Annotated in this window: 11 protein-coding genes; 10 read left to right on the forward strand and 1 reads right to left on the reverse strand. The window is 32.7% G+C overall.

The window, feature by feature from the left end; genetic code table 11:
* Window positions 1-266, reverse strand: a 266-nt coding sequence (locus FQU21_RS17540; protein WP_222707988.1) for a hypothetical protein, incomplete at its 3' end; no start/stop codon positions are given.
* A 40-nt stretch (window positions 267-306) separates the two neighbouring features.
* Between FQU21_RS17540 and FQU21_RS03170 the strand changes: the two genes are divergently transcribed.
* The 10 genes from FQU21_RS03170 (at window position 307) to FQU21_RS03215 (ending at window position 13,792) form a co-directional block, all read left to right on the forward strand.
* The gene (locus FQU21_RS03170; RefSeq protein WP_147676585.1) at window positions 307-972 is read left to right on the forward strand and encodes a response regulator transcription factor; all 666 of its coding nucleotides are present in this window, start codon (window positions 307-309) and stop codon (window positions 970-972) included.
* Window positions 973-1,400: 428 nt separating this feature from the next.
* A complete protein-coding gene (locus tag FQU21_RS03175) occupies window positions 1,401-2,819 on the forward strand; it encodes an MFS transporter (protein WP_147676586.1) in 1,419 nt (472 codons plus the stop codon).
* Between the two features lie 133 nt (window positions 2,820-2,952).
* Complete coding sequence (locus FQU21_RS03180) at window positions 2,953-6,474, forward strand: nitrate reductase (protein WP_147676587.1); 3,522 nt, start codon at window positions 2,953-2,955, stop codon at window positions 6,472-6,474.
* Window positions 6,475-6,476: 2 nt separating this feature from the next.
* Window positions 6,477-7,901, forward strand: a complete 1,425-nt coding sequence (locus FQU21_RS03185) for a rubredoxin domain-containing protein (RefSeq protein WP_147676588.1) — start codon at window positions 6,477-6,479, stop codon at window positions 7,899-7,901.
* A gap of 476 nt (window positions 7,902-8,377) precedes the next feature.
* Window positions 8,378-8,788, forward strand: a complete 411-nt coding sequence (locus tag FQU21_RS03190; protein WP_147676589.1) for a response regulator — start codon at window positions 8,378-8,380, stop codon at window positions 8,786-8,788.
* Window positions 8,789-9,331: a heme NO-binding domain-containing protein gene (locus FQU21_RS03195; RefSeq protein ID WP_147676590.1), complete on the forward strand. Its 543-nt coding sequence runs from the start codon at window positions 8,789-8,791 to the stop codon at window positions 9,329-9,331.
* The gene (locus FQU21_RS03200; RefSeq protein ID WP_147676591.1) at window positions 9,328-11,295 is read left to right on the forward strand and encodes a PAS domain-containing sensor histidine kinase; all 1,968 of its coding nucleotides are present in this window, start codon (window positions 9,328-9,330) and stop codon (window positions 11,293-11,295) included. The genes FQU21_RS03195 and FQU21_RS03200 overlap by 4 nt, the downstream gene beginning before the upstream one ends.
* The gene (locus FQU21_RS03205; protein WP_147676592.1) at window positions 11,292-12,425 is read left to right on the forward strand and encodes an FIST signal transduction protein; all 1,134 of its coding nucleotides are present in this window, start codon (window positions 11,292-11,294) and stop codon (window positions 12,423-12,425) included. The genes FQU21_RS03200 and FQU21_RS03205 overlap by 4 nt, the downstream gene beginning before the upstream one ends.
* The gene (locus tag FQU21_RS03210) at window positions 12,425-13,474 is read left to right on the forward strand and encodes a sensor histidine kinase (protein ID WP_147676593.1); all 1,050 of its coding nucleotides are present in this window, start codon (window positions 12,425-12,427) and stop codon (window positions 13,472-13,474) included. Before FQU21_RS03205 ends, FQU21_RS03210 begins: the two co-directional genes overlap by 1 nt.
* Complete coding sequence (locus FQU21_RS03215; protein ID WP_147676594.1) at window positions 13,475-13,792, forward strand: Hpt domain-containing protein; 318 nt, start codon at window positions 13,475-13,477, stop codon at window positions 13,790-13,792. It begins immediately after the preceding gene.
* The last annotated feature ends 3 nt before the right edge of the window (window positions 13,793-13,795 follow it).

Below are 13,795 nucleotides of genomic sequence, written 5' to 3' on the forward strand. Positions count from 1 at the left end.
TTTCTCCTATCGTCGAAATGACAAAGTTGGGTTGTTTGAAGTTTAACGATTGTCATGTCGAGGAATCGAGACATCACATTAGAGTGCGTTTTTTTGGTTAGTATGATGAGATTTCTCCTATCGTCGAAATGACAAAGTCGGTTTGTTTGAGGTTTAGTGATTGTCATGTCGAAGTATTGAGACATCACATTGGAGTGAGTTTTTATGTTTGTATTATAAATTTCTTCCAAAACGTAATCAACAATCAAATTCAAATTACGTAGCATTACTTAAAAATTAGTATTTTTGTACTTCTAATTATTATGTATGGATATTATTAATGTTGTATTGGCAGATGATCATGTTTTAGTTCGTGATGGCATAAAAGCACTTTTAGAAGATCAATCTGGGGTTGTTGTTATGGATGAAGCATCTAATGGAAAAGAAGCTTTAGAAGTTCTTAAAAAAAACAAGCCACATGTGTTAATTATTGATATACGTATGCCTGAAATGAATGGTATTGATGCGGTTAAAGAAGTTAATAGGTTGTACACCGATGTACGAACACTTGTACTATCTATGCATGATTCCGAAGAATATGTGTTACAAGCTATTCAAGCAGGTGCCGATGGTTATTTATTAAAAGGCGCTAGTAAAGATGAGTTTTTAAAGGCTTTGAATAACGTCGCTTCCGGTGGGAAATATTTTACAGGAGATGTGTCGGCTATAATCATGAATAACTTTGTTAATGGCAATACTAACAAAGCGGTTGCTCCTAAAGTAGAACCTATTAAAGATCCTTTCAAACTTACCAAACGCGAAAAACAAATACTTAATTTAGTACTGCAACTTAAAAATAATAAAGACATTGCGGAGGAACTAAATATAAGTAAGCGTACTGCTGAAGTGCATCGTTTTAATCTTATGAAAAAATTAGAGGTTAAAAATTTGATGGAATTATCAAATAAAGCTAAGGAATTTGGCTTAGCCTAATAGTCTAGTTCTGTTTTTTTATTTTAAAATTATAGGGTTTATGTGTTTTTGAGCGTTTAGCTACGAATTCGAAAATCAATTAGTATGGTTTGGTTTTGTGTATTTCAATAAGTACACTTTTAGTATGAAGGGGACGAAAGTCTTAAATTTTCAAATTCATCGTGGTTTATTTTCAGAATACTTCTTTTAAGTATATTGTACGTAATTATAGAATAGGTATAAGGTTTGTGTTTACGTAATTACGTATAATGCTTAATAGTCTTATTATGAAAACCCAATATTTCTTCTTAAATATTAACCAAGTATTAGCATATCCTCAAAAAGATTATTCTAAAATTGTTAATCTAGTATTAATTTGTTAATACGTAATTTTAATACGTACAAATTAAGTAATTATACTTAGTTTTGTAAGTATAAAATTATCAATTATGGCAAATTTAGCACAAGCAAAGTCAACAACACTAAGTTTATTAGATTTTAAAAGCGTGTCTACACGTACATTTTGGATCACGTCTATATCGTTTTTTATGTGTTTCTTCGCATGGTTCGGTATTGTTCCATTTATGCCCGATGTGGTTAAAGATTTAGGTTTAACACCAGATCAAAAATGGAATTCTATTATTCTAGCTGTTTCGGGAACCGTATTTGCACGTTTACTTATTGGTAAATTATGCGATAAATATGGACCAAGATTATGTTATACATGGTTATTAACTATTGGTGCAATACCTGTTATTTTATGTGGTTTGGTGCAAACGCCAACCCAGTTTTTAATTTGTAGATTGTTTATAGGTTTTATTGGGGCATCATTTGTAATTACGCAAGTACATACCTCTTTAATGTATGCACCAAATATTGTTGGAACAGCAAACGCAACTTCTGCCGGATGGGGAAACCTTGGTGGAGGAGCAAATAGATTAGGGATGCCGTTAATTGCAGCTGCTGTTGTTAGTTTTGGAGTTGCCGATGCTGATGCATGGAGATACTCGATGGTTATTGCTGGTATTGTTTGTTTCTGTATGGGTATTATTTATTTTTTCTTTACTAAAGATACGCTTTACGGAAACTTTAAAGATTTAAGAGCTTCTGGCGAAATGGTTTCAACTAAAAAAGATCAAATTGGTTTTTTAGAAGTGTTGAAAGATTATAGAGTTTGGATTTTATTTGTAGTCTATGCGGCTAGTTTCGGAATTGAATTAACGGTTTACGGAACGATGGATGATTATCTTCAAAACACTTTTCAGTTAGAGCGTGTTACAGCGGGGAATATCGTGTTATCATTCGCATTAATGAATATTTTTGCAAGAACACTTGGTGGTTTCTTCGGTGATAAATTTGGAAAGTTAAAAGGCTTAAGAGGTCGGGTCTTATTCTTAGCATTCATTTTAGCGATACAAGGTTTAATGTTGGTGACTTTTTCAACAACAACCAGTATCATTGTGGGTGTTACATTCTTAATATTATTTAGTTTATCCGTTCAAATGGCAGAAGGCGCAACGTTTTCGGTAGTGCCATTTATTAATAAAAAAGCTATTGGTTCGGTTTCAGGGATTGTTGGCGCAGGCGGTAATGTAGGTGCTTTTTTAGCAGCTATGTTATTAAAGTCACAGTCGGCCGTAGCAGAAAAAAGCGCCATAATGGCCAGTCAAGGCTTAGGCGAAGAGGCTATTAAAGCCGCTCAATCAGCAGCATCAGCTACCGCAGTTTCTAGTGGCTATTTCATAATTGGTGTCACTGTGGTTGTTACTGCGGTAGTTTCTTTAACCATTCGTTTTTCATTAGAAGATGAAAAAATAGCGAAAGGGGAATCTATAGTTAATCCAGAAAATTTAATTCTGGCAGAATAAAAGGCAGAGTTACAAAGGATGCTTTTAATATTTTTTAAGTAAAAGCATCCTTTTTTAAAGTATTCAGAATAATAAAATTTCTATTTGTTTTCTGAAGTTAAAAGATGTTACTTAGTGTAAAATATGAATCTCAATGATTAAAAACGAAGTAAAAACAACGTGTTCATATTGTGGTGTAGGCTGCGGAATTATTGTTAAAAAAGATAGCAATGGTAAAGTATTGGTGGAGGGGGATAAAGACCATCCAGTAAACAAAGGTATGTTATGCTCAAAGGGCATGAATTTACATTACGTTGCCAACGATGTTTCCGATAGAATTCTGTATCCAGAAATGCGTTGGAGTCGTTCGCACCCCAGAGAGCGTGTTACTTGGGACGAAGGTTTAGATCGTGCAGCAAGTGTTTTTAAGTCCATTATCAAAAAGCACGGTCCAGATAGCGTGGCATTTTACGTATCGGGACAAAGTTTAACCGAAGAATATTACATTGCCAACAAACTTACCAAAGGATTTTTAGGAACTAATAATATTGATACTAACTCTAGACTTTGCATGAGTTCTGCCGTAGTGGGTTATAAAAAAACATTTGGTGAAGATAGCGTGCCGGTGTCTTATGAAGATATTGAATTGGCCGATTGTTTTCTTATCACGGGAGCTAATCCAGCTTGGTGTCATCCTATTTTATTCCGAAGAATTGAGAAACGTAAAGAAGAAAATCCGGAGGTTAAAATTATAGTTATTGATCCGAGAAAAACGGACTCTGCAAATTTTGCGGATTTACATTTACAACTCCTTCCGGGAACCGATGTTATTTTATACAATGCCATTGGAAGATGTTTATATAAAAGAGGTTTAATAGACGAAAAATTTATTAAAGAACATACTGAGGGTTTTCAGGATTATAAAGAACTCATATTTAAAACTTCATTAAAACAAGCCTCCAAAATTTGTGGTGTTGAAGAAAAAGATATCCGAAAAGCAGCCGATATTATTGGTGTTTCAAAAGGATTTATAAGTATGTGGGCCATGGGACTCAACCAAAGTGTTGTGGGGACCGATAAAAATGTGTCTTTACTTAATTTATCTTTAATAACTGGCCAGGTTGGGAAACCAGGTTCGGGACCATTCTCATTAACGGGGCAACCTAATGCTATGGGAGGTCGTGAGGTTGGAGGTATGGCTAATTTACTTGCCGTCCATAAGGATTTAGGAAATGAAGAACATCGTCGTGAAGTGGCTCAGTTTTGGGGTGTCGATAAAATTTCGCCTAAACCGGGTTTAACAGCAACGGAATTATTTGATGCTTTAGATAGCGGAAAATTGAAAGCCGTTTGGATTGCTTGTACCAATCCGTTGGTGAGTATGCCAAATACCCACAAAATTGAAAGTGCCATGAAGAAGGCGAAATTTGTAGTGGTTCAAGAAATTTCACATAAAGCGGATACTTTAGAATATGCCGATTTAGTATTACCAGCAGCAGCTTGGTTGGAAAAAGAAGGTACGATGACGAATTCTGAGCGTCGTATTTCATATTTACCAAAAGAAATAGAGGCGCCCGGAGAGGCAAGACCAGATGTTGAAATATTTTGCGATTTTGCGCAGCGTATGGGTTTCCGCGGATTTAATTTTAATAATGCTTCGGAAATTTACGATGAATATGCCTCCATGACCAAAGGAACCAATATTGATGTATCTTATTTAAATTACGATAGATTAAAAACGGAAGGTACTTTTCAATGGCCTGTTCCCGAATACCGCCATAAAGGAACACCACGTTTATTTGAGGATAAAAAATTCTATACACCTTCGCAAAAAGCGATATTTAATTTACCATCAACAATAGAGAATACTTCGGTGCAACCTAATGGAGACTATCCTTTAATTTTAACAACAGGTAGAGTGCGCGATCAATGGCATACCATGACCAAAACCGGGAAGGTGTCTCGATTAAAAACACATTACCCAACACCTGTTTTAGAAATTAATCCGGTAGATGCCTTTTTAAATAAAATTAAAGATGGCGATATTTCAGAAATAAAAAGTGCGAACGGTGTGGTTCGTGTACGTGTAAAAATTACAGATACCATCAAAAAAGGCGTGGTGTTTTTACCCATGCACTGGGGTAAACAACTTGAAAGTAATTTAAACCGTGCGAATAATTTAACCAATACACATGTAGATCCGGTTTCTAAAGAACCCGATTTTAAATTCACTTGTGTATCCGTTAAAAAATATAAAAAACCAGTCGATAAAATTATTATTGTTGGGGCTGGAGCAGCCGCTTTTAGGTTTGTTCAAAATTATAGAGAATCTAACGAGGTTGATGAAATTCATGTATTTTCTAAAGAACCTAATTTATTCTATAATCGGGTATTATTACCAGAGTACATTACCGAAGAGTTAACTTGGCAAGCTTTATTAAAAATAAAGGAACTCGAGTTAAAAAAACTTAAAATAACGGTGCACCCGGAAACCTCTATTTCTAATATAGATTCTAAGCATAATGTAGTTACAGATAGTAATGGCGAAGCGCATAGTTATACCAAACTTATTTTAGCAACAGGAAGTCGTGCTTTTATACCAAACGGTGTTCAAATAGATTTACCAGGGCGTTTTACTATGCGAAACAAGCATGATGCCGATAGTTTTAAAGCGTATTTAGAGGCCACAAATTTACCTCCAGAAGAGCAGCATGTTGTAATTGTGGGTGGTGGTTTATTAGGTTTGGAGTTGGCAGCTGCCATGAAACATAAAAATGTAAAAATTACTATCATTCAGCGAGCATCACGCTTAATGGAGCGCCAGTTGGATAAGGTTTCTAGTAAACTTTTGGCACTAGATGTTCAAGAACGTGGTATTCAAATTTATTTTGATAACGAAGTGAGTACCGTTTTTGATGATGATGATACGGGCGAGATAAACATCACTCTTAAAAGTGGTAAATCTTTAACAGCAAACGCCATTGTATATGCTATTGGTACGCGTCCAAATATAGAAATAGCTAAAGAAAACGGTATTCTTTGCGGGCGCGGTGTTAAGGTAAATCAGCATTTACAATCATCAGTTCCTAATATATTTGCCATTGGCGAAATTGCAGAATTCAACAATCAATTATTCGGGATTACATCGGCGGCAGAGGAGCAAGCCAATATTTTAGCAAACTTTATAGCAGGTGATATTAGTGTAGCCTATAACGGTTCTGTTTTAATGAATATTTTAAAATTCAACGATTTAAACCTGTGTAGTATAGGAGAAATTAATATTCCCGAAAACGATTTAAGTTACGAGGAAATTATATTCACGGATATTTCTAAGCGCTATTACAAAAAATGTATTGTAAAAGATGATTTATTAGTTGGCGCGGTTTTAATGGGTGATAAAAATGAATTTGCCGAGTTTAAAACCATGATTGAGAGTAAAATTGAAATGGCCGATAAGCGAAATACTTTGCTTCGTGGCGCTTCAAACGATGTGCCGGTTATTGGTAAATTGGTATGCTCATGCAGCCAAGTAGGCGAGGGGAATATAGTAGAAGCCATACAAAAAGGCTGTAACGATTTTACCGAACTTTGTAACAAAACAGGAGCAGGGTTAGGTTGCGGAAGTTGTAAAACTGAAGTGAAAGAAATTTTGAATAACACCAAAGTATTAGCGTAATTATGGAACCATATAGACTTAGAATAAACGGTGGTGTTTTATCGCCAGGTGAGTTAAAATATATTTGCGAAGCCGCAGAAGGTTTAGGTTTAGATGCCATTTCATTTGGATCTCGACAAGATATTATTTTTCCCGAACAAATCGATAAAGATAAGTTCACGCAATTTGATAAAATTCAGTTTATAAAACCCAAACGCGATGGTATAGAAAACATCGTGTCGTCCTATGTGTCGGCCGATATTTTACCTAGTACCTCATGGCTTACCAGCGATCGTTATTTATATATTTTAGAACAGTTTAAACACAATTTAAAATTACGAGTAAACATAATAGACCCAAAGCAACGCTTAGTACCTTTATTTACAGGAAATGTAAATTTTATAGCCTCAGAAAATGAAGATTATTGGTATTTGTATGTGCGTTTACCAGACTGGAAAAAAACAGAAATGTATCCTGCTTTAATTTACAGTTGGGATATGGATAAAGTAGAATTGGCCATAGAGCAGGTTTTACAAGAAGAGCCAGAAACCATAGAAACGCTTTTCGATTTAGTAAACGATGCAGTAGAAACCAATAATCGCACCGTAGATAAACCTTTGGAAGTGCCATTTTACCCCTTTCCATATTATGAAGGCATGAACCGGTTTGGCGATAAATATTGGCTAGGATTATACTGGAGAAATAACCGCTACGATTTAACTTTTTTAAAGGATTTATGCGATTTATGTGCCGAAAGTAAAATAGGTAAAATATGTATCACACCCTGGAAATCCTTTATTGTAAAAGGCGTTCCAATCCATTCAAAATTACAATGGGAAAAGTTTTTAGGTAGTTACGGGATTAACGTGCGTCACTCCATGTTAGAACTCAACTGGCATTTACCAGTAAACGATATAGACGCGCTAAACCTAAAAAAATATTTAGTAACCAACTTCGATCAAAACGATATAAGTACCTACGGATTAACCTTTGGAATTTCAAATTTCGAAAGTAAAGCCTATCATTTTACATCGGTGGTTATTGAAAAAAATAAAAAACCCGAACTTTTAGGCGATTTTGTAGTTCGTGACACCTATAATTTACTCTATGCTAAAAATTTCGATCCCAATACTGGCGAATACATTATGCATGTTCAAGATGTAGATAAAGTGGAGCTTCCTGGGCTTTTAATGGAGTTAAGTAAACTCTATTTTAAGCAATTAGGCACTCAAAACGAAACGGTTAAACCTAAAGAAATTAAAAAAGAAACCACCCAAGAAAACGTCTATCAATGTCAAGATTGTTTAACTATTTATAACGAAGTTTATGGAGATATTACTCAAGATATCCCACCAAATACACCCTTCGAAAAGCTCGAAGATACCTATCAATGTTCTCTATGCGAAGCACCTAAAAGTAATTTTAAACAAAAAGTATTGGTTAAATAATGTATAGTTTAGAAGCTATTTCCTGTAACCCACTATATTTTTTTATAGATAATTTTAGGGGCAGTTTTATTATAAAAAATACTTTAAAAACTAGAGTTACCACGATCTATCAATTCAAAAAAGGATGCCGATTCTATCGGAGATAAATTACCTAAAAACAACTTTTATATTGCTTAATAATGTTTTATTTGTATTTTTAGCTATATAAAAATTGGAAAAAGTTAAAAAAGAGTTTTCAAAACGATAGAAATGAAAAATTTATTTAACTGTTCCTCTTTGATAAGAATCTTTTTTAATCATTTAATATTAAAAATATTTAAGTAAGAAACGCCAAGTTTAATTACTAAAAACCATTCGTCGATACTTAATAGAAATTCAACTATATTAAAATTTAATTGAACGAATTAGATTTTTAAAGCATTATTATAAGGACTATTTTTATATATTAAAACTTAAGATTTAAGAAAGGGATGCTAATGAAAACTCTAAATATACTATTAATAGAAGATGACATGATTGAAGTTATGAAATTTCAGCGTACCATTTCGTCTCTTCAGCTAAACCATAAAATTATTGAAGCGAATAATGGAGAAGATGCTTTAAAAATTTTAGAGCGTAAGGATGAGTTGCCAGATATCATTTTGTTAGATTTAAACATGCCTAAAATTAATGGTATTGAATTTTTAAATATTTTAAAAGCCGACGAAGTATTAAAATATATTCCGACTATAATTTTAACAACCTCACAGAACCAAAAAGATTTGTTGGAGTGTTATAAAATTGGTATTGCAGGTTATGTTTTAAAACCATTAAAGTACGAAGAATACGTGTCTAAAATGGATAAACTTTTGGCGTATTGGAGTATTAATGAATTAAAACATATATAAATGAAAGGCATTGTTTTTACTGAGTTTTTAGATTTAGTTGAAGATAAATTTGGGCTAGAAATGGTGGATAGAATTATATCTGCCTCCACTTTAGATTCAGAAGGCGTTTATACCGCAGTAGGAACATATAGTTTTTCTGAAATGTTACAGTTACTGCAACATTTAAGCGAAAATACAGGGATTTCTATTGATAATTTATTACTAGTTTATGCGGAGCATTTTTTTGCTGTTTTAAAGAAAAGTTACCCCGGACTTTTAGAAGCTTATAAAGATCCTATTGAAATGATTTCATCTATAGAAAATCATATTCATATTGAAGTCAAGAAAATATATCCAGATGCCGAATTACCAACTTTTGAGGTTGTTGATAAAACAGAAGATTCATTAATTCTTATATACAAATCAAGCCGAGCTATGCATCATTTCGGACTTGGGTTAATGAACAAGACTTTCGAGCATTTTAATTCTAAAGCAACCATTGAGCTAGAAAAAATAAAAGCAGATGGAACCGAAGTTCGATTTGTTATTCAAAAGGTTCAATGAGTCAAAAGCAAATAGAAATATTACAACGCGCTCTAATTAGAGAAAAAGCTGCAAGAAAAGTTGCAGAGTCTATTCTTGAAGAAAAATCAAGAGACCTTTATGATACCACCCAAAGATTAAAAAATTTATTGGATGAGAAATCTTCGCAATTAGAAGGTGTTTTTGAAAATATTTTAGATGCCTATATGGTCATGGATGTTAAAGGAAATATTATAAAACTGAATGAGGCAGCGATAAAGCTATTTGGTTATGATATTAATGCTGAGGATGTTAATGTTATGTCCCTTATTTATAAGGACGATTATCAATATGCTATAAAGGCCTTTGCAGAGTTAACTGATAAAGGTTTTTTTAAAGATTACGAAGCCAGGGTATATACAAAATCGAAAGAGGTTAAATGGGTGCATATTAATGCAAGCATTATTTTAGATAAAAATAAAAAACCCGTTGCAGCACAAGGTGTTGTTAGAGATATAACCGACCAAAAAAAATCAGAAAAAAAGTTAGTTGAATCAGAAAAGCGATTAGCCACCTTAGTTTTAAATCTGGATAGTGGAATTGTTTTAGAAGATGAAAATAGAAACGTATTACTTACTAATAATAAGTTTTGCGAGCTCTTTAATATTAACGTAGACCCTAAAGATTTAATAGGGATAGATTGTAAAACGGCAGCAGAACAAAACAAAGTATTGTTTAAAAACCCCGAGGCATTTTTACAAAGAATGCAAGATATTGATAACGCAAAAAAAACCGTTATTGGAGACGAACTAGAAATGCTTGACGGGAAGATACTAGAACGTAATTACATGCCAATACAAATTGAGGCCGAAAATAAGGGGTATTTGTGGACCTTTACCGATGTTACATTAAAGAGAACTTATCGAAAAAGCCTAGAAGTTCAAAAGCAAAAGTATTATAATATTATTGCCAATATGAATATAGGTTTAATTGAACTTAATGAGGATGGTGAAATTTTAATGATAAATCAGAGTTTTTCTGAAATGTCTGGTTATAATGAAGCAGAGCTTTTAGGAAAAGTAGGAAAACTTATTTTTCCTATAGATAGAGAAAATAGTGATATTTTAGAAACAGAAATTAACAACCGCAAGGCAGGAAGATCCAACTCTTATCAGATAGAAGCAAAAACAAAATCGGGAGAGCAAAAACATTGGTTAGTAAGTGCGGCACCCAATGTAGATTTAAAAGGAAATACATCCGGATCTATTGGGGTTGTTCTCGATATTACCGATTTTAAAAACTTACAAATTCAAAAAGAAAACCTACTAAATAAACTTGGTAAAAGTAACGACGAGTTGCAAGAATACGCTCATATTGTATCTCACGATTTAAAATCACCATTGCGTAGTATTAATGCTTTAGTAAGTTGGTTAAAGGAAGATAACACTGGTAAACTGGACGATTTAAGTCTTAAAAACTTTGAGCTTATTGAGACAACTTTAGAAAAAATGGAGCAGCTTATTACAGATGTTTTAAATTATTCTAGCGTAAGTGCAGATGTTACAGAAAAACTCGATGTGGATTTAAATGTTTTATTAAGTGAGTTAATTACTATTTTGTATATTCCAAAACATATAAAAATAGAATTTGTAAAACCATTACCCATGGTAAAAGGTTACAAAACTAAGCTTCAACAATTATTTCAAAATCTTATAAGTAACGCTGTTAAGTTTATAGACAAAAAAGAAGGCCAAATAAAAATAGATGTAGAGGAATTAAAAACTCATTATAAATTTTCAGTTCAAGATAATGGAATTGGTATCGATAAAAACTATCATCAAAAAATATTTAAAATATTCCATTCACTAAGAAAAAGTAAAGATTCTTCGGGAATAGGATTGTCTATTGTTAAAAAAATAGTGAATTTGCATGAGGGCGAAATATGGTTAGATAGTGAATTGAATGTAGGAACCACTTTTTATTTCACATTAAAAAAACAACAATGAAAACAGTACAACTCGTTAAACATAAAAATCAGGATTGGAAATACGTTATAGAAAACCAAGCTTTAAAAGCTCCATTGGTTTTAGTCTTCGGTAATAGACTTATGTTGGAAGATGATTCTATTTATGAAACTATTAAACAGTTGTTTCCCGATGGGCATATAATATTTGGTTCTACATGTGCAGAAATATCAGCTAATACAGTGAACGAAGAGAGTATTACGGTAACAGCGATAGAATTTGAAAAAAGTACATTTGAAGTAAAAACAAGTAATACCTTAAATACAGATTTAAATAGTTTTAAAACAGGTAATCACCTTATTAATAAATTTAATAAGAGCGGTTTAAAATATATATTTGTAGTTTCCGAAGGTAGTTTTATTAATGGAAGTCAGCTTAGCAAAGGAATGAACGCCGCTTTAAACGGTAATTTATTAATTACAGGTGGCTTATGTGGTGATAATAGACGATTTGAAAAAACCATAGCGTCATACAATGAAAACCCAAAAGAAGGTGAATTGGTGGCCATAGGATTTTATGGAGAAACATTAGAAATCTCGTCGTCTATCCATGGTGGATGGACCCCTTTTGGGCCCCAACGTATTGTAACAAAATCTGAAGGAAATGTACTTTATGAATTAGACGGCTTACCTGCTTTAGATTTATATAAAAAATATTTAGGAGAGAAAGCCAAAGATTTGCCAGGGGCAGCATTGTTGTATCCGTTTAGTGTAACCATAGAAGGAGATAGGCAATCTATAGTGCGATCAATATTAAATATTGATGAAGAAAAACAAGCCGTAATATTGGCCGGTGATATTGTAGAAAATGCCAAAGTGCAACTCATGATGACCAACGTAGACAACATTGCAAACGCATCAGAACGTGCCGCAAGACAAGCTATAGAGTCTAGGATAAACAAGCCTCAATTAGCCATATTAATAAGCTGTATTGGTCGAAAAATAGTATTAGATCAACGTGTAGAAGAGGAAGTAGAAGAAGTTATAGAGGTTATAGGGGAAGACGTCGTTATTTCTGGTTTTTACTCCTATGGAGAAATAGCGCCTTTTCATGGAGAATCTGCTTGTCAATTACATAATCAAACGATGGCAATAACATTATTAAGTGAATAATGAATTCATTATTAAAAAGACAAATACGTAAGTTTTTAAGTGAAGATTTAAAAAACAATAAAGATCTAACAGCTTTTTTTAATGCTGTAGATTTGTCTTATAATAATTTTGAAGATCAATCACGAATGATTCAAAGAGCCTTGACCATTAGTTCTGAGGAATTATATACGGCTAATAGAAAGTTGCAAAACGAAACAGAAGAGCAAAAGGAAATTATTGAAAAGTTGAAAAACGTTATAAATACTTTAAAATTTTATAATTTAAATGAAAATGAAAAACCTGAAAATATAGAGTTAACAGGCGCTAATTTAGCCGATTTTATAGATCATAAAACCAAAGAGATTGTTGAAATGAATAAACAAAAACAATCCCTTTTAAATGAGTTGTCTATTCAAAATCAAGAACTTAGTGATTATGCTCATATGGTATCACACGATTTAAAATCGCCTTTACGAAGTATGCATGCATTAACCACTTGGTTAGCGGAAGATTATAAAGATGTGGTGGATGCTAATGGAAAAAAAACGCTAGATTTACTTAGAAATAATGTAGAAAAAATGGATCGTTTGATTAGTGATATTTTAGATTATTCTACTATTGGAAAAAATCAAATTCAAGTTTATGATGTGGATTTAAATAAACTTATTAACGACATTTTAGAAATAACTCCAATTCCGCAACATATACATTTCAATAAGGTAAATTTACCAATAATAAAAGGCGATAAGCATAGATTAAAGCAGTTATTTAATAACCTAATAAGTAACGCTTTAAAATATAACGATAAGCCAAAAGGATATATTGAAATAAATGTTGAAAACCAGACCGATTATTGGAAGTTTTCTATAAAAGATAATGGAAAAGGTATTGAAAAAGCTTATTTTAATAAAATATTTAAAACTTTTATAAAATTAGAATGCCATTCAGAATCTGCCGGAATTGGTTTGTCTATTGTAAAAAAAATTGTAGAATTGTATAAAGGAAAGATATGGCTTGAGTCTCAAGTTAATATTGGAACTACTTTTTATTTTACCTTAAAAAAACTGTAAATGGAACAGCCTAACCAATCCTACATAAATACCTTATCCGGAAACGATGAAGCTTTTAAACAAAAGCTAATTGGTATTATAAAAAAAGAATTTCCAGAAGAGAAACAAGTCTATTTTGATAATTTTAAAACAAAAAACTTTAAACTAGTAGCTGATAACGTGCATAAACTTAAGCATAAAATTAGTATTTTAGGGCTTGAACAAAGTTATGAAGTCGCTGTAGCATACGAGAATAATTTACTAGAAGGGTCTACCAAACTTAAAGAAGAGTTTGAAGCCATCTTAAATGCGATTACAGCTTATCTTGAAGAAATTTAAGGA

This window comes from Algibacter pacificus, assembly GCF_008033385.1.
GTDB lineage: Bacteria > Bacteroidota > Bacteroidia > Flavobacteriales > Flavobacteriaceae > Algibacter > Algibacter pacificus.